General features: G+C 70.4%; 30 protein-coding genes. 16 read left to right on the plus strand and 14 right to left on the minus strand.

From position 1 onward, the window contains the following. Window positions 1-68: 68 nt before the first annotated feature. Entirely contained in the window at window positions 69-191 is a 123-nt protein-coding gene (locus OG624_RS01695) for a hypothetical protein (protein ID WP_266601230.1), read from the plus strand. 223 nt (window positions 192-414) lie between these two features. Here OG624_RS01695 and OG624_RS01700 read toward each other — a convergent pair whose 3' ends face one another. Then, window positions 415-705 (minus strand): flavin reductase family protein, encoded by a 291-nt coding sequence (locus OG624_RS01700; RefSeq protein ID WP_051763629.1) that lies wholly within the window; start codon window positions 703-705, stop codon window positions 415-417. A 173-nt stretch (window positions 706-878) separates the two neighbouring features. Between OG624_RS01700 and OG624_RS01705 the strand changes: the two genes are divergently transcribed. Then, on the plus strand, window positions 879-1,328 hold the full coding sequence (locus OG624_RS01705; protein ID WP_033224339.1) for an SRPBCC family protein: 450 nt from the start codon (window positions 879-881) through the stop codon (window positions 1,326-1,328). A 5-nt stretch (window positions 1,329-1,333) separates the two neighbouring features. Next, window positions 1,334-2,158, plus strand: coding sequence for a DUF1206 domain-containing protein (locus tag OG624_RS01710; RefSeq protein ID WP_033224249.1), 825 nt, complete (start codon window positions 1,334-1,336; stop codon window positions 2,156-2,158). An 89-nt stretch (window positions 2,159-2,247) separates the two neighbouring features. On the opposite strand, the gene OG624_RS01715 is transcribed toward OG624_RS01710, so the two are convergent. Beyond that, window positions 2,248-2,883 (minus strand): VanZ family protein, encoded by a 636-nt coding sequence (locus tag OG624_RS01715; protein WP_266356061.1) that lies wholly within the window; start codon window positions 2,881-2,883, stop codon window positions 2,248-2,250. 149 nt (window positions 2,884-3,032) lie between these two features. Between OG624_RS01715 and OG624_RS01720 the strand changes: the two genes are divergently transcribed. Continuing rightward, complete coding sequence (locus OG624_RS01720; protein ID WP_033224248.1) at window positions 3,033-3,518, plus strand: DUF6328 family protein; 486 nt, start codon at window positions 3,033-3,035, stop codon at window positions 3,516-3,518. 50 nt (window positions 3,519-3,568) lie between these two features. Here OG624_RS01720 and OG624_RS01725 read toward each other — a convergent pair whose 3' ends face one another. From OG624_RS01725 to OG624_RS01740, 4 genes are all read right to left on the minus strand, one after another. Beyond that, the gene (locus tag OG624_RS01725; RefSeq protein WP_371638928.1) at window positions 3,569-4,693 is read right to left on the minus strand and encodes a glutamate--cysteine ligase; all 1,125 of its coding nucleotides are present in this window, start codon (window positions 4,691-4,693) and stop codon (window positions 3,569-3,571) included. A 216-nt stretch (window positions 4,694-4,909) separates the two neighbouring features. Beyond that, the gene (locus OG624_RS01730; protein WP_078909548.1) at window positions 4,910-5,083 is read right to left on the minus strand and encodes a CsbD family protein; all 174 of its coding nucleotides are present in this window, start codon (window positions 5,081-5,083) and stop codon (window positions 4,910-4,912) included. A gap of 132 nt (window positions 5,084-5,215) precedes the next feature. Then, a complete protein-coding gene (locus tag OG624_RS01735) occupies window positions 5,216-5,371 on the minus strand; it encodes a DUF6131 family protein (protein WP_237545304.1) in 156 nt (51 codons plus the stop codon). Between the two features lie 200 nt (window positions 5,372-5,571). Then, window positions 5,572-5,970, minus strand: coding sequence for a PRC-barrel domain-containing protein (locus tag OG624_RS01740; protein WP_371638929.1), 399 nt, complete (start codon window positions 5,968-5,970; stop codon window positions 5,572-5,574). Window positions 5,971-6,259: 289 nt separating this feature from the next. On the opposite strand from OG624_RS01740, the gene OG624_RS01745 reads away from it, so the two are divergent. Further along, entirely contained in the window at window positions 6,260-6,988 is a 729-nt protein-coding gene (locus OG624_RS01745; RefSeq protein WP_033224335.1) for a VOC family protein, read from the plus strand. 57 nt (window positions 6,989-7,045) lie between these two features. Here the strand turns inward: OG624_RS01745 and OG624_RS01750 are convergent, their stop codons facing one another. After that, complete coding sequence (locus tag OG624_RS01750) at window positions 7,046-7,831, minus strand: class I SAM-dependent methyltransferase (RefSeq protein ID WP_033224334.1); 786 nt, start codon at window positions 7,829-7,831, stop codon at window positions 7,046-7,048. A 307-nt stretch (window positions 7,832-8,138) separates the two neighbouring features. Between OG624_RS01750 and OG624_RS01755 the strand changes: the two genes are divergently transcribed. Both OG624_RS01755 and OG624_RS01760 read left to right on the plus strand, forming a co-directional pair. Further along, window positions 8,139-8,639 (plus strand): hypothetical protein, encoded by a 501-nt coding sequence (locus OG624_RS01755; protein WP_033224246.1) that lies wholly within the window; start codon window positions 8,139-8,141, stop codon window positions 8,637-8,639. Between the two features lie 131 nt (window positions 8,640-8,770). Then, a complete protein-coding gene (locus OG624_RS01760; protein WP_033224245.1) occupies window positions 8,771-9,097 on the plus strand; it encodes a GYD domain-containing protein in 327 nt (108 codons plus the stop codon). 13 nt (window positions 9,098-9,110) lie between these two features. On the opposite strand, the gene OG624_RS01765 is transcribed toward OG624_RS01760, so the two are convergent. Then, window positions 9,111-9,602: a hypothetical protein gene (locus OG624_RS01765; RefSeq protein WP_371638930.1), complete on the minus strand. Its 492-nt coding sequence runs from the start codon at window positions 9,600-9,602 to the stop codon at window positions 9,111-9,113. A gap of 830 nt (window positions 9,603-10,432) precedes the next feature. After that, on the minus strand, window positions 10,433-11,410 hold the full coding sequence (locus tag OG624_RS01770) for a phage baseplate protein (RefSeq protein ID WP_371638931.1): 978 nt from the start codon (window positions 11,408-11,410) through the stop codon (window positions 10,433-10,435). 335 nt (window positions 11,411-11,745) lie between these two features. Between OG624_RS01770 and OG624_RS01775 the strand changes: the two genes are divergently transcribed. Next, window positions 11,746-11,979, plus strand: coding sequence for a hypothetical protein (locus OG624_RS01775; RefSeq protein ID WP_371587045.1), 234 nt, complete (start codon window positions 11,746-11,748; stop codon window positions 11,977-11,979). Between the two features lie 59 nt (window positions 11,980-12,038). Here the strand turns inward: OG624_RS01775 and OG624_RS01780 are convergent, their stop codons facing one another. Then, the gene (locus OG624_RS01780) at window positions 12,039-13,085 is read right to left on the minus strand and encodes a pentapeptide repeat-containing protein (RefSeq protein ID WP_244290931.1); all 1,047 of its coding nucleotides are present in this window, start codon (window positions 13,083-13,085) and stop codon (window positions 12,039-12,041) included. Window positions 13,086-13,559: 474 nt separating this feature from the next. Here OG624_RS01780 and OG624_RS01785 point away from each other — a divergent pair, with 474 nt between their 5' ends. Further along, window positions 13,560-14,342, plus strand: coding sequence for a hypothetical protein (locus tag OG624_RS01785; protein WP_158711916.1), 783 nt, complete (start codon window positions 13,560-13,562; stop codon window positions 14,340-14,342). Between the two features lie 36 nt (window positions 14,343-14,378). Continuing rightward, complete coding sequence (locus tag OG624_RS01790; protein WP_033224241.1) at window positions 14,379-14,855, plus strand: SRPBCC domain-containing protein; 477 nt, start codon at window positions 14,379-14,381, stop codon at window positions 14,853-14,855. A gap of 300 nt (window positions 14,856-15,155) precedes the next feature. Here OG624_RS01790 and OG624_RS01795 read toward each other — a convergent pair whose 3' ends face one another. Continuing rightward, window positions 15,156-15,524, minus strand: coding sequence for a PRC-barrel domain-containing protein (locus OG624_RS01795; RefSeq protein WP_033224240.1), 369 nt, complete (start codon window positions 15,522-15,524; stop codon window positions 15,156-15,158). 135 nt (window positions 15,525-15,659) lie between these two features. Beyond that, window positions 15,660-16,112 (minus strand): DUF5959 family protein, encoded by a 453-nt coding sequence (locus OG624_RS01800; RefSeq protein ID WP_371638932.1) that lies wholly within the window; start codon window positions 16,110-16,112, stop codon window positions 15,660-15,662. A 309-nt stretch (window positions 16,113-16,421) separates the two neighbouring features. Between OG624_RS01800 and OG624_RS01805 the strand changes: the two genes are divergently transcribed. Then, window positions 16,422-16,628 (plus strand): hypothetical protein, encoded by a 207-nt coding sequence (locus OG624_RS01805; RefSeq protein WP_078909545.1) that lies wholly within the window; start codon window positions 16,422-16,424, stop codon window positions 16,626-16,628. Window positions 16,629-16,799: 171 nt separating this feature from the next. Here OG624_RS01805 and OG624_RS01810 read toward each other — a convergent pair whose 3' ends face one another. Next, window positions 16,800-17,339: a MarR family winged helix-turn-helix transcriptional regulator gene (locus OG624_RS01810; protein ID WP_371638933.1), complete on the minus strand. Its 540-nt coding sequence runs from the start codon at window positions 17,337-17,339 to the stop codon at window positions 16,800-16,802. Between the two features lie 155 nt (window positions 17,340-17,494). Here OG624_RS01810 and OG624_RS01815 point away from each other — a divergent pair, with 155 nt between their 5' ends. The 3 genes from OG624_RS01815 to OG624_RS01825 all read left to right on the plus strand — a co-directional run bounded on the left by OG624_RS01815 (window position 17,495) and on the right by OG624_RS01825 (window position 20,857). Next, window positions 17,495-18,625 carry an NADH:flavin oxidoreductase gene (locus OG624_RS01815; protein WP_371638934.1) on the plus strand — a complete coding sequence of 377 codons (1,131 nt, stop codon included), beginning with the start codon at window positions 17,495-17,497 and terminating at the stop codon, window positions 18,623-18,625. Between the two features lie 448 nt (window positions 18,626-19,073). Then, window positions 19,074-19,898, plus strand: a complete 825-nt coding sequence (locus OG624_RS01820; protein ID WP_371638936.1) for a HEAT repeat domain-containing protein — start codon at window positions 19,074-19,076, stop codon at window positions 19,896-19,898. A gap of 131 nt (window positions 19,899-20,029) precedes the next feature. Then, on the plus strand, window positions 20,030-20,857 hold the full coding sequence (locus OG624_RS01825) for a hypothetical protein (RefSeq protein ID WP_371640817.1): 828 nt from the start codon (window positions 20,030-20,032) through the stop codon (window positions 20,855-20,857). A 95-nt stretch (window positions 20,858-20,952) separates the two neighbouring features. Here the strand turns inward: OG624_RS01825 and OG624_RS01830 are convergent, their stop codons facing one another. Next, a complete protein-coding gene (locus OG624_RS01830) occupies window positions 20,953-21,813 on the minus strand; it encodes an RNA-binding protein (protein ID WP_371638937.1) in 861 nt (286 codons plus the stop codon). A 377-nt stretch (window positions 21,814-22,190) separates the two neighbouring features. Between OG624_RS01830 and OG624_RS01835 the strand changes: the two genes are divergently transcribed. Further along, on the plus strand, window positions 22,191-22,430 hold the full coding sequence (locus OG624_RS01835) for a hypothetical protein (RefSeq protein WP_033224235.1): 240 nt from the start codon (window positions 22,191-22,193) through the stop codon (window positions 22,428-22,430). Between the two features lie 167 nt (window positions 22,431-22,597). Further along, window positions 22,598-23,011 (plus strand): hypothetical protein, encoded by a 414-nt coding sequence (locus OG624_RS01840; RefSeq protein ID WP_371638938.1) that lies wholly within the window; start codon window positions 22,598-22,600, stop codon window positions 23,009-23,011. Window positions 23,012-23,253: the final 242 nt, after the last annotated feature.

The following is a 23,253-nucleotide window of genomic DNA, read 5'->3' on the forward strand; positions in this document are numbered from 1 at the left end:
TCGTAGCCGTCCCCGTGCCCGTCCCCGTACGGGAGCTTCGTTCCGCGCGGCGGGGGCAGGCGCGCGGTATGACATCCCACGCGCTCGACTCCCTGGCCCTGACCCCGGCGCCCGGCCCGGCCTGGCTCCATCTGGCCGTCATCGCGTTCGCTCTCCTCGTCCTGCTCCACAGCCTGGCCCGGCACCGGTAGGTGTCGGACCGGACGGCGACGCGGCAGGAATTCTTTTCCTTCGTTCTGTTTGAGCCGTCGATTCGGGGCCAGACGCGTGAGTGTCGGCGAGTCGCCGTTTCGAGCGGGGCGGCGACCCGCCGAGATCCGTGGCCGCACGCAGGTGTCCCGTCCCCCCGGGCTCCGCGTGCGGCCGCGGTCTTTTCGTGTGCGGCCGGGACGACCCGGCGCGCACGCGACGGGGTCAGGCCGGCTTCCCGGGGTCGATCTCCTTGACATCGTCGTACCGCAGCAGCGCGGGGGTGGTCCGCACCGGTGGGGAGACCTCGGTGGGCGCCGGCAGGAAGCCCACGTGGTCACCTGCGTCGATCCGCGTCTCGATCCGGCCGACGAACCACGCGCACGCTTCGGTCAACAGCGGACTGCCGTCGGCGCTGGGCCGCCGGTCGACCCGTGCGAACTTGTCCACCTGGTCGCCGGTCTCGCCACCGAACAGCTCCGCCGCCCCACACCGGTCCCGATCCAGTACGTGCACCGCGAGGTGCGTGGCGCCGCCGGCCGTACGGTCGGAATGAGGCGGACATGAGGCGGACCGGCGTGGCGCATGCACCGCTCGGGGTCGGGTAGCCGGGCCCTGAAGGGTCCTGACAGCGGTGACCGCTTCGCGGGATGCGGGGTGGAGCCGCCTACGACACCGAAGGGATACACATGTCGCACGTCGAGGAGTACGTCGAGGTCAACGTTCCGGTACGGACGGCCTACAACCAGTGGACACAGTTCGAGGAGTTCCCCGTCTTCATGGAGGGGGTCGAACGGATCCACCAGCGCACGGACACCCTCACCCACTGGGTGACGAACGTGAACGGTGTGCAGCGTGAGTTCGACGCACAGATCACCGAGCAGCTCCCGGACCGCCGCGTCGCGTGGATGACGGTGGACGGGGAGACGCGCCAGGCCGGGCTGGTGACCTTCCAGCCGATCGACGCGACCACCACCAAGGTGGTCCTGCACATGAACTGGGTGCCCGAGGGCCTGGCCGAGAGCGCCGCCGACAAGCTCGGCTTCGTCAAACGGCAGGTTGCCGGCGATCTGAAGCGGTTCAAGCTGTTCATCGAGTCCCGCGAAAGCGAGACGGGCGCCTGGCGGGGCGAGGTCTGATCGCGATGGTCAAGGGTCGCGCGAGCAGAGGTGTCCGGGCCGCGTCCCGCGGCGGCGCCGGCCGGGAGGTCACGGCGCGCTGCGGGCTGGTGGCCCGTGGCGTGTTGTACGCACTGATCGGGCTGCTGGCCCTGCGCGTGGCCTTCGGTGATTCCGGGGGCAAGGAGGCCGACCGTCAGGGCGCCCTCCAGGAGCTCATGGGAAAGCCCTACGGTGGCGTCCTCGTCTGGGCCGTGGGCATCGGGCTCGTCGGCATGATGTTGTGGCGCCTGTCGGAGGCGGTGTTCGGCGCGGCCGGGCCCGACGGCGGGAAGCCGGTGAAGCGGCTGGCGTCGGCGGGCCGGACCGTCTTCTACGCGGCGGTCGCCTTTTCCGTCCTGTCGTTCGCGGCGGGCGGGGGCGGCCGCTCCGGAGATCAGCAGTCCCGCGATCTGACGGCGCGGGCGATGGAGCTGCCCGCCGGCCGGTGGCTGGTGGGTGCGGCCGGGCTCGGGATCGCCGTCGCGGGCGTGGTCATCGGCGTGCAGGCGGCGCGGCGGCGCTTCCGCAAGCATCTCGCCATGGGCGGGGTCTCGGCACGGTGGCGCAAGGCCGTCGATTTCCTCGGGGTGGGCGGCGGCCTGGCCCGGGGTGTCCTGTTCGCGGCGGCCGGCGGCTTCGTCGTGTACGCGGCGGTGCGCTACGACCCGGCGCAGGCGAAGGGCATGGACGACACCCTGAGGTCGTTCACCCTGACGCCGGCGGGACCGTGGCTGCTGGTGGCGGTCGCTCTGGGGCTGATGCTCTTCGGGGCCTTCTCCTGGGCGATGGCCCGATGGCGCGAGGTCTGATCCCGGCCTGGGCGGGCCGCCCGGGGCGCCTCTTCCGGATCTTGCGGCTCTTGCGGGTCAGGCAGGAGCCGGAAGAGACGCCCCAGGCGTCAGCGCTGCCACCAGTGCCTGCGGCGCGGGTGTACGGCCCGCCCCAGCCGCAGGCCGATGAACAGGTATCCGAGGAGCGCTCCGGTCGTGTTGAGGATGACGTCGTCGATGTCGAAAACGCGGCCGGTGACCAGCGCTCCCTGGGTGAGCTCCACCAGGGTCATCAGGGCGACGGTCACGACGGCGACCCGCAGGAGTCCGCGGGCCGGGGGCAGCAGGACCGGCAGGAGCACCCCGAACGGCACCCCCATCAGCACGTTCCCGCCCAGCTGGCGCACCGCCTCGATCGTGGACGTCCCCTCCAGATAGGCGCTGATCGAATGGCCGGGTCGGACATTGCTGTGGACCAGGGCCGCCGAGGCGGCGGACGGTTCCAGCGTCAGCTGGGCCAGGACCACGCCGAACAGGACGGTCCCGACGAAGGCGATCACCATGGCGAGCACCCGGACGGCCGGGTGTGCCGGAGGGCGTCGCCGCCTGTCGGCCACCAGGGCCGCGCCCCCGGAACCTTCGGATTTCTCGGTTCTCTCGATCGCCTCGGGCCGCCTCTCGGTTCCCTCGGTCTTCTCGGTCTTCTCGGACGTCTCGATCTTCTCGGACGCCTCACCACGCCGCAGGGCACGCCTCCATGTCATGCGGGCGCGCTTACCCGGTGGACGGCTGTGTACGCGTGCCCCGCTGACGGTGCGCCACGGCAGCCCGGTCGCCTGGAGGCATGTAAAGGGGGCCTTCCGCGCGCACGCGCGACGGCCCCGGCGGACACTCGTATACACAGGGAGGCGTCATGGCGCAGCAGGCCCGGGACGGGCGGAGCGAAAGCGTGGAGGAGCGGGCGGACCGGCAGTGGCAGGAGCTGATCCAGGAGATCCGCGTCGCGCAGACGGGCGTGCAGATCCTCTTCGGGTTCCTGCTGACCGTCGCCTTCACCCCACATTTCCAGGGTCTGCCCCAGACCGACAAGGTGATCTACATAGTGACCGTTCTGCTGGGCGCTCTGGCGACGGGCGCGCTGATCGGGCCCGTCTCCTTCCACCGCATCGTCTCGGGCCGCCAGATCAAACCCGAGGCGGTGGCGTGGGCCTCGCGGCTGACGTTCACCGGCCTGATCCTGCTCCTGGCCACCTGCACGTCGGCCCTCCTCCTCGTACTGCGGGTCGCCACGCACAACGCCGTCGTGCCGTGGCTGGTCGCGGGAGTCCTGGCCTGGTACCTCCTGTGCTGGTTCGTCCTGCCCCTGTGGGCCCGCGTCCGCTACACGGCGGAGAGCTGACCGTTCGGCCGGGAGCCGAGCCGGGCGGCCGGCCGCCCGGCTCGACGGCCTCAGAAGGCGGGCGTGGCCGTGGTGATGTCCGCGCAGGCGAGGACCACGGCGGCGAGATCGCCTCGCTCGCTCAGCAGCGCGCGTTGGACCCGGGCTCCGTTGCCCCGTTCCAGCAGCGTGGTGATCTCCGCACTCACCCGCTCGTCGTCGCCGTGATCGACGAGCGCCTGGCGCACGTGCTCGTGGAGGGCCCGTACGGCGGCGACGGGAGCGGTCTCGCGCATCGTCAGGGGGTGCAGCAGCGGACCGTCCAGCCCTGACCTCCCGGCCCGCCAGCCGGCCAGCCGCAGCAGGCCCGTGTCGACCCGGGCCGGTGGCTCCCCGGCCCGCCATGCCCGGGCTGCCGTCTCGACCAGCGCGCGGACGAGGGCGGCCACGAGCACGGTGGTCCCGGCCGCCAGGCACACGTCCGCGACCCGGATCTCCACCGTGGGGTAGGAGGCCGACAGTCGGGCGTCGAAGTAGATCATTCTTTCGTCGTGCAGCACGCCGGTGTCCACCATCGCGCGGACCTGCTCGTGGTAGCGGTCGGCGGAGCCGAAGACGTCCACCGGCCCGGCCGAGGGCAAGCGGTTCCACACCCGGCTCCGGTAGCTTCCGTACCCGCTGTCCGTGCCCTGCCAGAACGGAGAGTTCGCGCTCATCGCGATCAGCACGGGGAGCCAGGGGCGGATCCGGTCCAGTACGGCCACGCCCTCCTCGTCCGACTCGACCGAGACGTGGACGTGGCATCCGCAGGTCAGCTGCTCCTGCGCGGTCAGGCCGAACTGCTCGGCGATCCACTCGTACCGTGGTCCGGCGTTGCGCGAGGGCCGCACGGGCAGGGGTGAGGTGCCGAGGGCGGCCACGAGGGCCCCGGCGGACGCGGCGTGCCGGGCCGCCTCCGCGCGCCACCGGACGATCTCCTCCTGGAGTTCGCCCATCTCCGTCACCGGCTTGGTGCCGAACTCCACCTGCTCCCTCTGGAGCTCCTTCTCGAAGACGTGTTCCTTCACTCCCCCGCCCTTGGAGCACGCCCCCGTGCAGTGGTCCGCCGCCGCCAGGACCGCCCCGGACACGGCCAGCGGCTCACCGGTGCCGGAGTCGACCAGCAACAGCTCTTCCTCCACGCCCACGCTTCGCATTCCGCCGCCGCCCATCGCTCCCGGGTTCAGATCGATGCAGGTGGCCGCGTGCGCGGTGAGCGCCTCGATGCGGCGCGCACCCGCGGAAACCTTGCCGTCTCACGTTCACACGTATCGCGGTTCCGTGCATCCGCCGCCGCGGACGAGGCCGCCGTCATACGCCGAGGTCCCGCACCCGTGACGGGTGCGGGACCTCGGCGGAAACACCGGTGCGCGTCAGCGCTTGAAGACATCCTTCATCTTCTCCTTGGCCTGACGGGCGTCACCCTTGGCCTTTTCGGCCCGGCCTTCCGTGGTCAGGCGCTCGTTGCCCACCGCACGGCCTGCCGTTTCCTTGAGCTTTCCCTTGGCCTGCTCGGCCTTGGCGCGGCTCTTCTCCTTGTCCGACACGGCTGATCACTCCCTGGGGTTCGGAACGAAAGGGGACGACGTTTGTCTTTCACCCGGCTGTCTCATCCGACCGGAATTCCGGGGGCCATGGTTCATGCCCCGGCGACACGCGTACGGAGTAGGACCGACGGGCTAGTAATAGTGGCGACGACCGCCGACCGCGTGCCCGACGGAGCCCAGGATCCACAGCACCGCGCCCACCACGAGCAGGATGATCCCGATGGTCCACAGGATGGAGATCCCGGTGAGGAATCCCACGATCAATAGAATAAGCCCGACAAGAATCATGATGTCCTCGTTCCCGCTTCGGAATTCGACGGAGCAGTTCGGTCCGCCGGGGCGTCTTATCTGGCGTCTACCCTGGAAATCCGAGTTAATCGGTTCCCGCCCACTATTTTTCTGCGGCTGGTTTTCGGAGCGTGAAGTGCCGTCGGGCGTCACGCGTCACGACCACGGCCGCGGCCGCGGACGGCCCAGGGGCAGGGCTCTCAGGCGCGGTGGCTGCCGACCGGGCCGTCGCCGCCCGGCATCCCGCCGGCGCTGTAGTAGTCACCGAGTTCCGCCCGGTAGGCGGGGTCGCGCAGGTGCTTGTCCTGGTGGAACTCGGGAGCGTTCTTGATCCGGTCCTTGGTGGCGTCGACGTAGACCTTCTCCTCCTGGAGGTCTATCCGGGAGACGGTGCTCCCCGGGAGGAGGACCTCCTTGCCGAAGATCCAGACACCGGTGTCGACGACCAGGTAGGCATCGCCCACGTCGTAGGAGTGCTTGTCGACCTTCCCGATGTGCCCGTCGGTCGCCTCGACCCGGTATCCGGTGAGGTCGGCCCAGGTCAGGTGGTGGCCCGATGCCGGCCGGTAGCTCCACACACGCTCGGTTTGCTCGGTCATGCGAAACAACTCCTCCCGGTAGCGGTGACCGTCGCGTTCCCGACCGACCGGTCACGGACCGCACCGCGACACGCGGGCCCCCGTCGCGGGGCCCCTCCGTCCGTGTTGAGGCGGCTGCCCGCCCTGTCGCCGACCAAACACCGCAGCGGTTCGAACCGCGCCTCGCGGCCCAGCGCCGCCGCCCGGTCTACCGTGGAAGGGTCCCGTCCCCCGTCAACGGCAGATGAGGCTGACAGCTGTGTCGACATCGAGCCACGAGATCTTCGGTGCGCCGTGCTGGGTCAGCCTGCTGGCCCGGGATCTCGAATCCACACAGCGGTTCTACGCCGGCGTACTCGGCTGGGACTTCCGGCCCACCCACCTCGGGGGCGGCATCATGGTCGCGTTCCGTGACGGGGCCCCCGTGGCGGGCATCGGCGCCCTGGCCGGGAGTCCCGGCGCGCCGGTGCTGTGGACGCCGTACTTCGCCGTCGAGGACGCCGACGTGACCGCCGCCCGGATCCTCGAACGCGGCGCCACCATGGCGGTCGGCCCCGTGGCCTTCGGCACCGGCCGTATCGCCCTGGCGGCGGACCCCGCCGGGGCCGTCTTCGGCTTCTGGCAGGGCGAGGTCGTCCCCGACTGGTCGGTGGGCCGGGGCAGCGCGCCCGCATGGTTGGAACTGCGGACCAGGGACGCGTTCGCCGCGGCCATCTTCTACGGAGAGGTCCTCGAATGGGCCGGATCCCGCCCCGGCTGCTGCGCGGTCTCGTACGAGCACGCCCACGTCGTCCTGCGCCACGGGCACGACACCGTGGCCCGCATCAGCGGCGGCGCGCTCGAACAGGCACCGGACCCTGAGGTCCGGCCCCGCTGGCACGTCCACTTCCGTGTGCCCGACCTGGAGGCGGTGATCGAGGCCGCGACCAAGCTGGGCGGCAGGACCGCGTCCCCGGTGCAGACGTCCAGTGCGAGCCGGTGGGTCGTGCTCGCGGATCCCGACGGGGCGCTCTTCACCGTGGTGACACCGCAGGACTAGGGCAGCATGATCAGCCGGTACATCGTCCGGCGGAACAAGCATGCCCGGGACGAGTGCCTACGCGAGGTCGTGAACAGGGTGAACGTCGCGTGACGCAGCCTCGCCCCGACGGAACAACGCGGTCCACAGGAACGTCACGCCGAACAGTGCCGACTCGGGCGGTTCTTCACGCATGCGGCGCAGTTCGACCTCTTCGAGGTCGGAGAAGATCCAGCGCAGCGATTCGGGTGTGTAGGCGAGGCCGCCCTGCAACCTACGTTCACGGTAGAAGTCCGCGTCGCTGAGTTCCGACCCCATTCCCGCCTCGCCGGCGGCGAAGCTGGTGAGTGCGAGATGGCCGCCAGGTACGAGAACGCGGTCGAGGAGAGCCAGGTAGCTGACGCGGCGGTGTGGCGGTAGGTGGTGGAAGCACCCTGAGTCGACGACCAGATCGTACGGGCCGCTCAATTCGGTGGCGGGGAGGGTGAAGGCGTCACCGCACAGGAAGCGGATGTCGACTCCAGCCTCGTGAGCCCGGTCCTCGCCCCAGGCGACGGCAACGGAAGAGAGGTCGACGGCGTCCACCTCGAAGCCGTGCGATGCGAGGTGGAGGGCATTGCGGCCCGGCCCGCACCCCAGGTCCAGGACTCGACCGGGAGCGATCAAACCCTGGTCGAGGTAGGCGGCCAGGTTTTCGTCCGGCTTCGCCACGAAGAACGGGACCGGCCTTGACCGGTCGGCGTAGAAGCGGTCCCAGAAGCCCTTGCCGTCGCCGGTCGCCAAGCGACCGGCCTCGGATTCAGAGGTGAAGAGCCCGTCCATCAGCGCGAGAACGTCCTCGACAGTGCGTACGGTCCGGTCCATCCGGCCCCCCTTTCGACCGAGATCGACCATAGGGAGGATGCAGATGAAAGACCAGGTCAGACCGCATATCGCGATGGCTGGTGCGGGCTGCTGAAGCCCCCGGAGCAGGCGGAGAAGGGCCCAACTCCAGACGCTGACTCCGCGTCCGCCCAAGCAGCCCTCCGGGGCCGGGAAGGGACCACCTTCGGTCGCGCCGGAGATCATTTCGGCAGAACTTCCAGCGCACTGCGGGGCGAACGTCGTCCGACGCGGCACCAGGACGCTTCCCGGGCCTGGAGGGGATGATCGGTGCGGCTAGCCTGGCGGCATGTCCCTCTCTTGGCGGTCCAGCGCCGCGGCGTTCGAGCAGATATTGGGGAGGCACGGCGTTGCCGTCGGTGCCTGCACCATGGAGGCGGCGTGGGCCGCCTTCGAGGAGTTCTTGCAGGTGCCGGTCGAGGGCATCGAGGGGCCTGAGGACGACGGGGACGGCTTCATCGTCGAGTGGGGCGTCTGGGACTGGACCGGGAACCGGCCCGCGTTGTCCTTCGGGCGACTCCTGGCGGTCACCGAGGACGGCGACCGGGAGGATCCGTACTGGCAGCCCCAGTACTGGAAGGTGGAGTTCCAGGCCTGCTTCGCCGAGGACCCCGATTGGGCGGACCTGCACATCGGCGGAGACACCGGCTTCGATCATGCCGCCCTCGGCGCGCCCAGAGCGGATGCGCTCGCGGCCACACGCCGCCTCATCGACCAGGACCCGCTCCTCAGCGCGATGTGGCGCTCCACTCCGACCGACATCGAGGTCACGCTCGACCGAGCCGGGTAGCCGCCCCTCCGGGTCAAGGGGGGCGGGTGCGGGTGGAGGCGGATCGGACGTCGTTCGGGGGACACGTGGGCCGCGTCGGCGCGTGTCGCGTCCCGCCGGGGCATTCCTGGGAGGGACGAAAGGGAGACCCGATGCCGCTCTATCTGTCGAGGTTCAGCTACACGCCCGAGACGTGGGCGAGGCTGATCGTCCGTCCCGAGGACCGTGCGAAGGCCGCTCAGGCATACATCGAGTCCGTCGGCGGCAAGCTGCACGGCTTCTGGTACGCCTTCGGCACGCACGACGGCTACAACCTGTGGGAGGCCCCCGACAACGTGTCCATGGCCGCGGTCGCCCTGGCGATCAGTGGAGGCGGCGCGCTCGCTTCGTTCGAGACGACGGTCCTCCTCACCGTCGACGAAACCATGGACGCCCTGCGGAAGGCCGAGGGAGTCCGGTACCGGGCGCCGGGCGCATAGCGCGCCGGGCCGATCAAGGCAGGTCGGGGCCGGCCGTAGCGGTCAGTCGCGCTGCGGCGGCTGCCCGCACCTCGGTCGTCTCCATCGGGTCGTCGCGGAGCACGGCGATGCGCTCCGTGGTCTGCGGTCGCTGCGGCGCCATGGCGATGCCGAGCAGCCTCGCCCTCTCCTCGCAGTCCCACAGCGACTCGATGTACGCGTCGTCCAGGCCGGTCGGGTCGATCGCGGTGAGCGCCCGCAGGTAGTCGGCCCGTTCGTACGAGTGCGGGGTGTGCAGCCAGTAGGCCCGAAGGACGGGTGCGGCGTCGGCGGCGTCGGGTCCGAAGCGGGCCAGTTGCTTCGCTGTCGTGTCCGGGCCGCACCAGGCACGTGCCTCCCACTGGTCGGTGAGTTCGGCCAGGAGCCCCGGGAGCGCCTCGGGACCAGGGTGCTCGGCCAGGATGTCCGTCCCCATCCGGGCCAGCCACTCCCGCTCGTCCGAGGCCCACACGCGCGCTGCCGGCACGGCGCGGGATCCCAGGCGACGGACCGCCCGTAGGAGGAACGGCAGGGGCCGAGTGTCGTTCGCGGTGCCGAGTGACGGCACGAGCGGGATGAGTTCCTCGGCCGGCTCCCGGTCGGTCAGCGCCCGCAGTGCGTCGACCTTCGTCTGGGGCTCCGTCGTCGGCGGCCAGCAGGACGAGCAGTTCCTCGTCGCTGAGCCCGTCCAGCGAGGGCCGCGGAGGAGTCCGGTGGCCCGGTACGTCGATCCCGAACCGGCTCCACGGCTCGGAGGACCACAAAGCCTCCTCCTCCCCGCCGATCCGGGCTCGCGCGACATCGCCCAGGTCCTCCCACCATGCGGCCGGCCAGCAGTCCGCGACCGACTCCAGTACGCGGGCCCAGTGCGGGCCCTGTCGTACGTAGGCGCGCAGTCCCTCCATGGCTTCGTGCGAACCGGCGAGGGCGAGCAGTTCCAAAACGTCGGCGGCCCGCGACCACTCCTCCTCGTCCCCCGCCAGTTGCTCGACGACCGGGGTCGGCGACAGCCCCAGGTCCTTGATCAGCCGTGCCTGGTAGAGGTAGCGGGTGTCGGTCTGGTAGTCCCACTTCCAGTCCCGGCGGATCCCGTCGTACACGTATGCGGCGGCTTCGTGGGGATCCTGGCGCGCCCGTATCGCGCCCAGGCCGCGGCCTCGTTGCAGCAGGCCTTCGAGGCAGTCGTGGGAGGCGTAGGCCAGGGTGCTGGACGTTTCGTCGTAATAGCTCATCACCCCGCACCCTGGCCGATCCTGAGCGAGGTCGCCACGCAATATCGCCAGGTCGCCGTGTCGGCCGGGTGGCCGACCACCGGGGTCAGACCAGGGCGTTCTTGTAGAAGATGCTGGAGCGCCGGTCGCCCTCCATGCCGGTGGCGAAGCCGATGAAGAGGCGGGCCTCGCCCGCGTCTGTACGGTAGACGGCCAGGCCTTCGGGTTCGCGGTGGTGGAGGGTGGAGCCGGCCTTGGTGAGGACGGGGCCCTGCTTCACGGTGCCCGTGTTGATGTCGACGCTGGTGACGTACGTGTTGCCGTCACCGGTAGGGGTGCCGTCGCCCGGGTACGCGTCGCCGGTCAGGTAGTACATGTACGAGCCGTAGAGCGCGTAGCCCTGCGCGGTGCCGGAGATCGTCGGCTGCTTGAAGTCGACGAGCGGTGTACCGAAGTTGCGCGTCTCGAAGGCGGAGAGGGGGTAGACGGCGATGCGCTTGCCACCGCTGGTGTGGTAGCGCACGATCATGCGCCGGTGGACGGGGTCGACGGAGCAGGTGTACTCGGTGGCTCCGGCGATCGGCTGGTACGCGGCCACGGCGGCCGGCGAGCCCAGGGTGGTGTTGGCCTTGTAGGTGATCGGCGCGAGCGCGGTGCCGAACCCCTTGGTGTTCGCGGCGCATTCGATCCACAGCTCGGTGCCGGAACCGCTCGGCAGCGCGGCGAAGGCGACGCCGTGGCCGAAGCCGTCGAGGTGCATGTACGAGATGAAGTTCCCGTCGAAGTCCATCTTGTTGATGCACAGGTCGCCATCGGACTCCTCACTTCCGCTCCGCTTGGTCGCCACGAAGAGGAACTTGTTCTCCCAGTCGAAGGCGAAACTCTGCTGGACCCGCGCACCGTGCGTGTCCTTGGAGCGGAACAGGTCGTACGACGGTTCTGAGAGGTCGAACCGCTTGGTCGCGGTCACATCGGCCGAAGCGGCCTGGGCGCCGGCGCCGAGCCCGAGGACGGCGAGTGAGGCGCCGACACCGGTGCGTATGAGTCCGCGGCGGGAGAGGGAAAAGCCTTGGGGGTGGTTCATGGGGGGAGGTCTCCAGGCATGGGTGGAGGGTAGGACCACGCGATGCTATCCGCCACACGAATGGCCTGATGTACCGCACCCCGGTGGGCAGTTGAGCGTTCCGTTTCCGTGGGGGCAGGACCGAGGCCGAGGAGCGGGCCGCCCCTGCGTCGTCACCAGGGTCCGGTCCGGCTCCACCTGGCTCGCGGGCTCGGTTCAGCCGTGTTCCTCGCCGCCGACCGCGGCTTCGTACGCGAGCAACGTATCCACGAACAGCTGCCGCTGATCCGGGGTCAGGGGGCCGGCGCCTTGCGCCATGCGGCCGCACCCGGGGCGAGCCAGGCGGTGATCGCGGGTTGCTGGTCGGCCGCGATGCCGATGATCCGACGACGTCGATCCGCCTCGCCCTCGCACCGTTCCAGGATGCCCTTTCGGCTCAGGTCGCCGACCAGCAGCTCACCGTGGTCGGTGCGACCTCCAGTCGGACCGCCAGCTCGTTCACGGTCATCGGCCCGTTGAGCGAGCAGGTCATCGTGACGATCGCCGGCGTCCCGGACGGCCGTACCGGGGTCGCCGGCGCGGTGGCCTGAGGCGCGTGTGCGGGCCGGGGTCACCCGCTCCGGCCCGCACGCGGACCTGTCCGGTCGCGTCAGGCCGATTGCAGGGGTGGGACGTTCCTCGCGAGCGCGGCGGCTTGCAGCAGGATGCTCGGCTCGGCACCGGGGTCGTCGACCATGACGACGCCGGCCGCCTGAGCGTCGAATCCCGCCGGCCAGACGGTGACGTCGCTCGCCAGTGCGCCCTCCAACTTCGCCCGTGTCAGGTCGGCCCCGGTGAGGTCGGTTCCCCGTAGGTCGGCCAGTCTCAGATCCGCGCCGGTGAATGTGGTGCCGTGGCCCCGAGCCTTGCGCAGATTCGCCTCCCGCAGATCGGCCCCGGAGAAGTCGGCCTCGCGGAGGTCGGCCCTGACCATGCGGGCGCCGCGCAGGTCGGCTTCGATGCAGCGGCTCTGGTGGAGGATCGACGTCCCGAGCTCGACGTGCCGCATGTTGGCCGCGATCAGCGATGCCTTGGTCAGGTTGACCTGGTAGATGCTCGCCGCTTCCAAACAGGCGCCGTCGAAGTTGATGTGGTGCAGCCACAGTCCGTCGCAGTCGGCCCGTCGCAGGTCGGTGTAGCTGACGTTGAGCCAGTCGGGCCGGCGCTCTCGGCACAGGACCCCGAGGCCGGTGAGCGCCACCTGCGCGTCCGGGGCGCGGGTCTCCAGCGGGGGCACGGAGTTGATGGAGGCTTCCGCCGCCGGGGAGTCCTGCCCCTGCCCTTGCGGAGGCCATGGCAGGTGGGTCCGGAGAAACGCGGCCTTGATCGAGATGACCGCCTCCCGGTCGTGAGCCGAATGGTCCGCGATCCTCCACAGTGCGTAGAGGCCGCCGATCCGCACGTCCGTCTTCTCGCTGCCGAGCTGGTCGACCGCCCGACTGAAGCGGTCGGTGAGGTGTCCTTCCCGGGTGGCGTTCAGCCCCTCCTGGTTGACCCTCAACTGCCGCCAGGTGGCGTACGCGCCGAAGAGGACGACAGCCCCGCCGACCGCCTGCACGAGCGTCGTGCGTACGTTGTTCACAGCTCCGAGCCGTTCAGCGGCCGAGATCCTGGCTCCGCCGAGATCGCGCTCGACCACGAGCCCTGGCAGCACCACGACCACTACGGTCAGCGCGGCGAGCCCGGCCAGTACCGCGGCCGCCGTGAGAAATGCGGAACCGACCCGACGCCGCCGAGAGGCGCCCGGTGCTCGGCGGCCATGAGTAGATCCCCCCGTATCCATGCGCACATGATCGCAGGGCGGCCGGGCAGCCGGTCCACCCCTCCGGTCAAACCACCTGCGGGGTAAGGAGATTGAAGGCATCGCTCGGGGTGCGCCGGTGAGCGAGGATTCGACCGCATCGTACGACCGGCCGGCGTTCCTCCAGCCGGTGCGCTGCGTGGTCACGGGCCATCGGGACCGTCCTGGATGCCGTGTACCTCGACGCCCATCCCGACGGTGAAGTGAGGATCTGCCTGTCATCCGGGACGGGGGGACGCGAGCAACTGACGCGGCTGCTCGCCGGGTTGGGGAATGGATCACAGGACTCCTACGATGCGATGATCATCATCGCATCGGGGGAAGAGCATCATGAGTTCATATCGGCGTCCACCCGCACCCGGGCCCGCTTCCGGGGCCGCTTCCGGGGCCGAAGAGCGCAGGCCCGGGTGGGTACGGGTGGTGCGGGCGCCGTTCGTGCTCGCGGCGCGGATCCACCGTCCCGCCCGGCCCGACCGGATCGTCGACGACGCGATCCGGCTCGCCCAGATCGCCCGTACCGCCATCGGCCTGCTGGCCGGATGTTGGCTGGTGCTGGCGTATCCGCTGCGCGAGGGGGCCGGCGGGGTCGTCGACGACAAGTTCACCGAAGTCCTGGTCAGCGCCGGACTCCTGCTCGTCATAGGCCCGCTCGGCCTCGCCACGTTCGTGTTCTCCGCCCGGCCGCCCGGGCCGGCGTTCTACCGGGCGCGGCTGCGCGGTCCGGCGACCGCCATCGGGTCGCTCCTCGCCACCATCCTGGTGATGTCCTTCGGTCTGCCGTACGCGAGCATGCTCGGCCCGCTGGGGTCGTTCGCCGGACTCTTCGTGCTCCCGTTCGCGCTCGCCTCCGCCGTGCTCTGTGTCCACCACGCCTTCCGCGCCGCCGACGTCCATGAGGTGCTCCCGCCGCTGCTCTCGCCCGTGCTGGTCTGGTCCCTGTTCGTGGTCCAGCTCTTCGACGACGCGCCCGTGGATGCCCCGCTCGCCGTCCGCGTCCTCTTCCTGGTGGCGCCGCCGCTCTCGGTGACCGCGCTGTCGGTATGGGAGCTGCGCCGGCTGCGCATGAGCTACGGCATCACCCTGCGGCGGGCCCTCGGCCGTGAGAACGGATGAACCGAAACCAGGGGCCAGGCGCCCTAGGATCGACCCATGGGTAGGACAGACCGCGCAGGCCGGGTGATCGCGGCACCAACGGCTGCCGTGTACGCGGCTCTCCTCGACCGGGAGTCCCTGGAGGCCTGGCTGCCGCCGGACGGCATGCGTGGGCGGATCGAGCATTGGGATCCTCGACCCGGCGGCGGCTTCCGCATGGTCTTGACCTACCTGGACCCCGCCGGCGCTCCCGGCAAGACCTCGGACGCGACGGACGTCGTAGACGTGGGCTTCGCCGCTCTGACGCCGCCGGAGCGCGTCGTGCAGCGGGCCGTGTTCGAGTCCGAGGACGTGGCGTACGCGGGCACCATGACCCTGACCTGGCAGCTGACCGCCGTCGCGGCCGGGACGAATGTGACCGTCACCGCGACGGATGTGCCGCCCGGTATCGACCAGGCGGTGCACGAGGCCGGGATCGATTCGTCGCTCGCCAACCTGGCGGCGTACGTGGAGGGGCCGCGCACGAATCGGTAGTCCGCCGTTTCGGCGTCGACGCCACCCGCCACCCCCTGCAACTGCTCAGCCTCTTCGATCCTCGACGGTCCAGCCGTCACCCGGACCGCAGCGCAACTCCCCAGCGCCGCGTCCGCTTCGCATCGGAGCCGGGCGCGCCGGTGGCCGACCGTAGGCGCCCGGTGCGTCGAGCGGCTCAGGGCCGGGACATCTGCCCGGGCTCCTCCTGGCCCGGCAGGGGAAGGGGGCCCGAACTCGTCGAGTTCGGGCCCCCTTCGCGGATACCGGCCCGGACCCGGGCCTGCCTCCGACCGTTCCGGATCAGGCCAGGGGGCCGCCGAACGGGAGGCCGATGCCGTAGTACGCACCAAGGTTCTCGCGGTAGGTGGCGTCACCGAGGTGGCGCTCGCGGTGGAACTCCGGGGCGTCCTTGATCTGGCCCTTCGTGCGGTCGACGTAGATCTTGCGCCCGGCCGCGTCGATCCGGACCACGACACTCGCCGGGAGCAGGACCTCCTTGCCGAAGATCCACACACCCGTGTCCACCACCAGATAGGCGTCACCGACCTCGTCGGAGTGCCTGTCGACCTTGCCGACGGTCCCGTCGGTCGCCTCGACCTCGAAACCCGTCATATCGGTACCGACCAGGTAGCCGGCGGTCGACTTGAAACCCCACACATGCTCAGTCACGCGGAAACAACTCCTCCGGTCGAGAGTGGGCGGCGAGTCGTTCCTCTCGGCGCCCTTCCTTACCTGCGCTCCCGCCTGCCCCACACTCGCAGCCGCATGCACACGGATCGCCGGCGTCGCCTCTTCGCGGCGCGCTCAGCGCCGCCACGCGTAGACGCCCGGCGAGGACTCCAGAACCTCGCTCGGCCACTGCCTGCGCACGCGGTCGAGGAGGCTTCTCTGCCGGTCGATCCATCCCTCCTCGAGGCCGACCGGGAGGACGACGGAGACGCACGACTGACCCAGGTCCTCGATGCGGACGGCGACACACTCGTGCTCTTCGTCGTGGGGCTCGATCCTGATCTCCGGACTGTGGTCGTCGTCCCTCCAGCAGAGGTTCTGGCCGGCGGCGAGCGCGTCCAATGCCCGCGACCAGGCCTCCAGATCGGACGGAACCAGCGTCATGGCCAAACGTCCGGCGATGAAGCTGCTCGTGACGAGCACCTCCGCGTCGAGCTGGTCGTGCAGATGCGGCAAACCCGGTGATCTACGCCCCAGTACACGTACACGGAAGCTGTTGTCGCCGTCCGAGAGGTCGATCAGATCCACGTCGTACCCTTCACTCCGCCCTCCGGCGTATGTCGCGGATCAGTTCATGGTGGTGAGAGGGCGATCCGAACACAACCAGGTCGTCCGTGCCTCGCTCTACGGGCGTACCGGCGGGGGCACGGGTGAGATCGTCGGAGCGTGCGGCGGCCTCCTGCCGCTCTCCGGGATCGGGCAGTCACCCCCCGGGCACGGTGCCACCCCACCTCGCGGGCCCTACGCGCAGCGCCCATGCTGAGGAGGAGGGCGCCGTCGCCCGGGGCTTCTTCTTTCCCGAAGGCCGACGAAGGCGCCTGAGAGGAGGAGGAAGTCATGCGAATGCGAAGAATCCTGGGCCTCGCCCTGGCCACGGCAACCCTTGCGGGCATGAGCGCCTTCGGCGCCGTCAGCGCAGTGGCGGCCTCGTCTCCGAACATCACCAGAGACGAATGCACGGCCGCGGGCGGACAGGTCACGGCACGCCCGTACGCCTCGGAAACCTGCGCGCTGCCCGACGGAACCTCGCAGCCGATCACTTGATCGCCCCGGGCGTGGGCGGCCCCTCTGTTCGAACGGACCAGGGCCCCGGCGGTGCCGGGGTCCTTCGCCTGCCGGTCGCGCGTGCGGGGAGGGCGGGTGCCGGGACGGCGAACCGCCCCGGGTCCGCCGCAGCACGCCGGGGTTGCAGGCCGCGCGAAGCACGGGCGGTTCCTACGGGGCCGGGGTCGGGGAGGCCGGGGCCGGGGTCGCGGGTTCCTGCGGGGCCGGCGGGTGGCATGCGGGGCGGTTGTCGTCGCCCTCCGTCTCCTCCGCGCGCGGCCAGTACCGCCCTTCGAGGGCCTCGGCGCTGCGGTTGAGCCGGACCAGGACGTCCTCCAGCTCCCGCACCTCCTCCGGGGACCAGTGGGCGACCACGCGGGCCAGGCAGGACTGGTTGACCTCACGGTCTCCGGCGAGCCGCCGCCCGCCTTCCACGGTGATGCGCAACTTGCGGGCCATGCCGCCGTCCGGGTCCGCGACGCGCTCGGCCAGTCCGCAGCGCAGCAGTGCGGCCGTCTGACGGTTCACGGTCGAGGTGTCGAGCCCGAAGGCCTCCGCCAACTGTCCTATGGACATGGGGCCTTGCGTGTCGATCCGACTGAGCAGCAAATACGCCGACCGCTCCAGGCGGTCGGGGTCGCGTTCGCGCCGGGCAAGCACCTGGTGCCGCGAGAGCAGCATCAGCTCCCGCTCCAGTTTCTCCAGCACCACGCCTCCCGCTCCTTCCGACGCTTCATTATCGCCGACCCGCGGCCCGGTGGACCTCTGTCCGGCCGGACGCGGCAATATGCATGATACATAGCGTGTGTACTATGCACTTCTCGTTGTCACTCCGACGAGCCACAGCTTCCACCCGGAGGACCCGCATGACCGTCACCACGTCCACCGCCTCCCGCGCGGCCGAGATCCTGTCCCGGCCCGTCACGCTGAACGGCCTGACCGTCCCCAATCGCATCGCGATGGCTCCGATGACGCGGATGTTCTCCCCCGGCGGCGTGCCCGGCGAGGACGTGCAGGCGTACTACGCCAGCCGGGCCGCAGCGGGCGTGGGCCTGATCGTCACCGAGGGCACCTACGTCGGCCACGACTCCGCGGGGCAGAGCGACCGGGTGCCGCGGTTCCACGGCGAGGACCAGCTGGCGGGGTGGTCGAAGGTGGCCGCGGCCGTGCACGAGGCCGGCGGCACGATCGTGCCCCAGCTGTGGCACATAGGCATGGTGCGCAAGCAGGGCGAGGCACCGTACGTCGACGCGCCCGCCGTCGGCCCCTCCGGCATCCGCGTCGACGGCACCGAGGGAACGGGCAAGGCGATGACCAGCGCCGACCTCGACGACGTCATCGGCGCGTTCGCCGACGCCGCCGCGGAGGCCGAGCGGATCGGTTTCGACGGCATCGAACTGCACGGCGCCCACGGCTACCTGCTCGACCAGTTCCTGTGGGAGCGGACCAACCGCCGTACGGACGCCTACGGCGGCGACGCGGTGGCCCGTACGAAGTTCGCCGCGGAGATCGTGGCCGCGGTCCGCGAGCGCGTCGCGGCCGACTTCCCGGTGATCTTCCGCTACTCGCAGTGGAAGCAGGAGGCCTACGACGCCCGGCTCGCGCAGACCCCGGAGGAGCTGGAGGCGATCCTGGCCCCGCTGGCGGCGGCCGGCGTCGACGCGTTCCACGCCTCCACCCGGCGCTACTGGATCCCGGAGTTCGACGGCTCGGACCTGAACCTGGCCGGCTGGACCAAGAAGCTCACCGGACGGCCGACCATCACCGTCGGCTCGGTCGGCCTGGACGGCGACTTCCTCCGCGCCTTCGTGGGCGAGGGTGCGGCGCTCGGCGACATCGACAACCTCCTGGACCGCATGGAACGCGACGAGTTCGACATGGTCGCCGTCGGCCGGGCGCTGCTGCAGGACCCGCACTGGGCCGCGAAGGTCCTCGGCAACCGCTTCGACGAGCTGAAGCCGTACGACGCGGCGGCGCTGAGGTCGCTCAGCCGGTAGCTGGTGGCCGCAGGCCACCCGGACGACGGCCGCGCCGAGCTACGCCCCGTGAAGTCGGTCCGCCGACGGCACGGGGCGTTCGCCCTCGGTCCCGGCACCTGATCGGTTCTCCGAGCAGCGCGGTGAACTCCTCTTCGACGGCGTCGAGCAGCCGCGGCCCCCAGACGGTCAGCGTCTGCTCCCAGGGGTGGCCGAAGGTTCCCAGACGGCCTGCACCGGCAACGCCCGTGCTCCGATCACCTGGAACAGCGGGGCGGAGTGCCCCCAGAGGCAGAGGCTGTACCGGTGGGCGGGGTTCTGGCCGGTGCAGTAGGGCGGTTGTGTGACCGGCTGCACCGAACTCCGTTGTCAGAGGCCTGTTGGACAATCCGTTCCGTGAGCCTGCACCGGAGCGGGGAGACCTGCAGCGGCAGGCTCGGTGCGGTCTGAACGACACGAGGAGGACGGATTGGAAGACCGACGGGCAGCGGATGATCTCACCCTGCGCCTTGATGAGCTGGCGGCCGGACTCACGGATCCGGACTGCGACCTCGACGACCTTGCAGACATCGAAGAGGAGCTCGTAGCCGCCCGGCGGCAGGAGCTGATTCCTTACCTGGAACGGCATCTCGCAGCCGCCGTGGAAGCGGGCAACTGGTACGCCCGTCATGTGCTCGCCCGGATTCTGGCCGAGACCGCCGGCCGCACGTCCCTGGCGGCCCTGCTGCGGGCCTTCTCCCGCGATCTGGGTGACGACCAGGACTCTCTCTCGACGACGATCTATGTACTCGCGCAGGAGGACCCGACCGCCGCGCGCGACATCCTCCTGCCGTGCGCCGTTGGGGCCGATGAGGACCTTCGCAAGGCGGCGATCTGGCTGCTCGGCTTCGTCCCCGAACCCGCCGATCTCGACCTGCTGGCCCACGCCGCGCAGGACTCGGACGAAGAAATCCGCAGCGCGGTCGTGGGCACGCTCAGCAGTCACAAGACAGAGCCGGCGGCCGTCGACCTGCTGTTGCAGCTGCTCGACGATCCCTCCCCGCACGTACGCATCTCCGTCCTCAGCTCCCTCGGCTTCCTTCAGCAACCCAGAACCCTGCGGAAGATCTGCCTGCTCGCGAACGACGACGACCCCCGTGTCCGTGCCTGGGTCGCGATCGCCTTGGGCCGCTTTCCCGCCTTGGAGCCCGCAGACCTCACGACCTCGGCCGTGCTCGACCAGCTGGCAGCAGACGCCGACCCGTACGTTCGCGACCATGCGGCCGAGGCCCGCCAGCGCACCCTCCGCAGCTGAGGATCACGGGGAGTGGGCCTGGGGAGGAGCCGGGATCCGTATCGAGTGAGTACGGCGTGCGCTTCGTACGGCGCGGCCAGGCAGGCGACGCGGTGGAGCCGATCCACGCCGTCCCGTACGGTCGGTCCGTGATGATCAAAGTTGGCGAACCGCGCACCCTCGGCCGTCCTGCTGCCGAAGCGCGGTTGCGCTTCGGTACGGAACTGCACGAGCTCAGCGGCGGGCCGCGGCGCCGCTTGCTCATGGTCGACGACGAGCCTGCCTTCGAACTCAGCTTCTACTGCGGCACGTGCCCGCTCGTGTTCCGCCGGCTGGAGACCGCCCAGCAGAAGCTGTCGCTGGAGAGCATGCAGGAACGGCTCACCGGAGCGCTGGACGGGCCGGACGACGGCGGCGTGATCGATGCGTTCGGTGCGGTGCTGCCGGAGGGCGAGTACCTTCCGCTGCTCCTGGACGTGGAACCGCGGCTGGTCGTCCCCGGCAAGGAAGGCGACTACTTCAGCGGCGAACAGGTCGATGCGTGGGGGATCGATCAGTTCTGGGGCCTCCCGGAGCACCCGCGGACCCCGTACTACCGGACCTTCGAGACCGCGGTCGACGCGGACGCCCACCTCTACGAGTTCGTCGTGCCCATGGTTCCCCCGACGTGGAACGAGAGAGACCGGGTCGAGGAGTACGTCGCGCTCATGAAGCGGGGAACCGTCCCCACTGCGGTGGCGATCTCCACGCTGGACGTGTGCCGGCCCTCCCTCGGCCTGGCAGATGACCCCGCCGTCCACTGGGGCCTGACCCACTTCCTCCTCGACGGCCACCACAAACTGGAGGCCGCTGCCGCGGCCGGCCGGCCGGTGCGGCTCCTCTCGCTGCTGACCCTGGGCGAGAGCCTGGCCGACGCGGAAGACGCCGCCCGCCTGCCCGCCCTGCGCACCCGGCCCCGTTCGGCACGGGTAACGGGATAGGTGGTCCGTCTGGACCGATTCCGGTGTGCAACGACTGGTTCGGCGTGCCAGGTCAGCCAACGCCGCTGGAGCGGCCCACCCAGGACGGCCGCCGGTCACCAGCGGGCGCGTAGTACGCCATCGCTGTCCGGCAGGGCAGCACAGGCCAAGGGGTGGCGTTCGTCGACGTACGCAGACAGAGCGCGGGCTGCCGTCGCATCGGCCACGAGGAACGCGAGCTCCTGGTAGTCGGCGCTGTCGGCGAGCACGTGAGCGATCGTTCCGTCCTGTGCCTCCCGGACGAACTCCACGGATCCGTCCTCAGGAAGCGCGGCGAGGACCGCGTCAACGTCGGGATTCAGGTCCGGCCAGACGGTCAGCAGAGCGCGTGGGGTGAGACCGGCGCGTACCGCGTCGAGGTTCGCCTCCGTGAGGCGGTGCCAGCGGGCGGCGTTACGCACGTGGTTCTCCTCCAGGAGCACCGTCCGCTCCGACGCCAACATGCTGCGAAGGCGCGTCCAGAATTCGGCGTCGGCGGCCTCTGTCACCCCGGGTTCCTGAAGATCCGCCGCATGGGGCGAGGCCGTCACCGGCTCCGGGAAGAGACCGAGCTCCCGTGTTCGGGCCACGGCATCCGGGCATGGCCGATCACTGCCCACGTACACGTACAGGTCCCACCCCACTTCCACGGCAAAGCCGTTCCCGGCTTCCAGCCCGCACCAGGCCCCCTGGCCGCGCAGCATGATCCGTACGAGCTCCAGCGCCACCGCGAGGGAGACCTTCGCTCCGTCGTGGAAGCCGGTGAGATCGGGCGGAAAGAGCCCTGCGAGGCCGTGTCCGGCGACCCGCGGCTCCCCACCGAAATGGACGGCTCCCGCGACCCCGGGTTCCCGGATCTCCAGCCGGTCGACATCACAGGCTTTCGCGAAGGCGGCAATCGCCGCCAGGTATGCCGCCTCACCCCGGCCCGTGATCACTTTCCGTGTCGTCGACCCCGACGTAGTGGCCGTGCGCGTCTCGGTCGGCGGGGTCGTACTTGGTTATCCGGTGAACGAAGGCAGGCGGCACGCCGCTCCCTGGTCTGGCGGAGGGGCCGCCGGCGTAGTCGGCGGGCCCGTCTCCGAAGCTCGAAGGGATCAAGGGTCCACTATTTCGCGGGCGCACCGTCACCAGGAGCAGGCAGCGATCGGCCAGGCTCTCGAACCCGTGCAGCCGACCCGTCGAGGTGCTGTGGCCCAGCCCCGGCCGGTGCCGCTGTTCAGCGCGTCACGAGAACCTCCGCACCGGGGCAATCGGCACCGGCGCAGGCGTAACGGACTCGCGCAGGTATTCGAACACATGTTTCACTTGATGGATGGAACCCTTCCGCTTCCCCGACGACCTGGTCGCGCTCCAGGCGGCGTGGCTCGACACCTACACGGCGCTGGCGAAGATGCCCGCGGGAGTCGGCACCACGCCACTGCGACGGCGCCTGATCGCCCTGTCCTGCCGACTCCACACCCACCCCCACTGGGCGGAGCCCGGCGGTGCGCGCGGCACCTGGGCGGAGCTGCGCCGGCAGGCCCGCGCCCGCAGGTGGGCGACCGCCGCGTAGGCGCCGGCCTGAGCAGGGCGGGGGCCTGTCACGCGCCTGTGACAGTCGGCGGACAGCTTCATGAAGGTCCGGGGTCAGTCTTTTAACTAGAGAACAAACCGGGCATATCGCCCGACATTCTCCGGAAAACGAACCCTCTCCCCCGCCCCGAACAAGGAGTCATTCCGATGGTCCGCACCTCCCGCAAGCAGCGTTTCGCGATGATCGCCGTCTCCGCCACGATCGTCGGAGGTGGCGTACTGATCCCCACCAGCGCCTTCGCCGCCACGACCACCACCGCAGGCACGACCACGCACGCCGCCGGACAGGTCGAGAACCACACCACGAAGGACCACCGGGACAACAAGCGACACAACAACGACAAGGGCAAGAACAAGAGCAAGAAGAACCAGAAGCACCAAGGCGGCAAGAACAAGGTCCGCGACGTCAAGAACATGCCCGGCTGCAAGTTCTACCAAGGCAAGGTCTACTGCGAACACAAGACCGACAAGCCCGCACCCGCCCCCGCCCCCGCCCCCGCCCCGGCACCGGCCCCGGCCCCGGCCCCGGCCCCGGCCCCGGCCCCGGCCCCCAAGGCGTAACCTCCCCTCACGCACACCGCCGACCAGCCTCCCCCTGCCGAACCCCTACCCGGGACCGGGCAGGGGTCTCGGCCGTACCGCCCGCCCCTGCGGACACCGTCAGGCGGGTCTCGCGCGGTGACGAAGCTGGTCAGGGGCCGAGGGGGTGGCCCTGGTGCGGGTGGAGTGGTGATCGTCGGGATAGTCTCCGGAGGCTGTCGCGTGGCCCGTCGGGCCCCGGCGGGGTGGTCGGTACACGAGGG

Origin of the sequence: Streptomyces virginiae (genome assembly GCF_041432505.1) — a bacterium.
GTDB classification, from domain to species: Bacteria; Actinomycetota; Actinomycetes; order Streptomycetales; family Streptomycetaceae; genus Streptomyces; species Streptomyces virginiae_A.

Coding starts and splice junctions, on each gene's coding strand:
- OG624_RS01695 (WP_266601230.1), top strand. CDS start 69: ATGACATCCCACGCGCTCGACTCCCTGGCCCTGACCCCGGCGCCCGGC.
- OG624_RS01705 (WP_033224339.1), top strand. CDS start 879: ATGTCGCACGTCGAGGAGTACGTCGAGGTCAACGTTCCGGTACGGACG.
- OG624_RS01710 (WP_033224249.1), top strand. CDS start 1,334: ATGGTCAAGGGTCGCGCGAGCAGAGGTGTCCGGGCCGCGTCCCGCGGC.
- OG624_RS01715 (WP_266356061.1), bottom strand. CDS start 2,883: ATGACATGGAGGCGTGCCCTGCGGCGTGGTGAGGCGTCCGAGAAGATC.
- OG624_RS01720 (WP_033224248.1), top strand. CDS start 3,033: ATGGCGCAGCAGGCCCGGGACGGGCGGAGCGAAAGCGTGGAGGAGCGG.
- OG624_RS01725 (WP_371638928.1), bottom strand. CDS start 4,693: ATGCGAAGCGTGGGCGTGGAGGAAGAGCTGTTGCTGGTCGACTCCGGC.
- OG624_RS01735 (WP_237545304.1), bottom strand. CDS start 5,371: ATGATTCTTGTCGGGCTTATTCTATTGATCGTGGGATTCCTCACCGGG.
- OG624_RS01740 (WP_371638929.1), bottom strand. CDS start 5,970: ATGACCGAGCAAACCGAGCGTGTGTGGAGCTACCGGCCGGCATCGGGC.
- OG624_RS01750 (WP_033224334.1), bottom strand. CDS start 7,831: ATGGACCGGACCGTACGCACTGTCGAGGACGTTCTCGCGCTGATGGAC.
- OG624_RS01755 (WP_033224246.1), top strand. CDS start 8,139: ATGTCCCTCTCTTGGCGGTCCAGCGCCGCGGCGTTCGAGCAGATATTG.
- OG624_RS01760 (WP_033224245.1), top strand. CDS start 8,771: ATGCCGCTCTATCTGTCGAGGTTCAGCTACACGCCCGAGACGTGGGCG.
- OG624_RS01770 (WP_371638931.1), bottom strand. CDS start 11,410: ATGAACCACCCCCAAGGCTTTTCCCTCTCCCGCCGCGGACTCATACGC.
- OG624_RS01785 (WP_158711916.1), top strand. CDS start 13,560: ATGAGTTCATATCGGCGTCCACCCGCACCCGGGCCCGCTTCCGGGGCC.
- OG624_RS01790 (WP_033224241.1), top strand. CDS start 14,379: ATGGGTAGGACAGACCGCGCAGGCCGGGTGATCGCGGCACCAACGGCT.
- OG624_RS01805 (WP_078909545.1), top strand. CDS start 16,422: ATGCGAATGCGAAGAATCCTGGGCCTCGCCCTGGCCACGGCAACCCTT.
- OG624_RS01815 (WP_371638934.1), top strand. CDS start 17,495: ATGACCGTCACCACGTCCACCGCCTCCCGCGCGGCCGAGATCCTGTCC.
- OG624_RS01825 (WP_371640817.1), top strand. CDS start 20,030: ATGATCAAAGTTGGCGAACCGCGCACCCTCGGCCGTCCTGCTGCCGAA.
- OG624_RS01835 (WP_033224235.1), top strand. CDS start 22,191: ATGGAACCCTTCCGCTTCCCCGACGACCTGGTCGCGCTCCAGGCGGCG.
- OG624_RS01840 (WP_371638938.1), top strand. CDS start 22,598: ATGGTCCGCACCTCCCGCAAGCAGCGTTTCGCGATGATCGCCGTCTCC.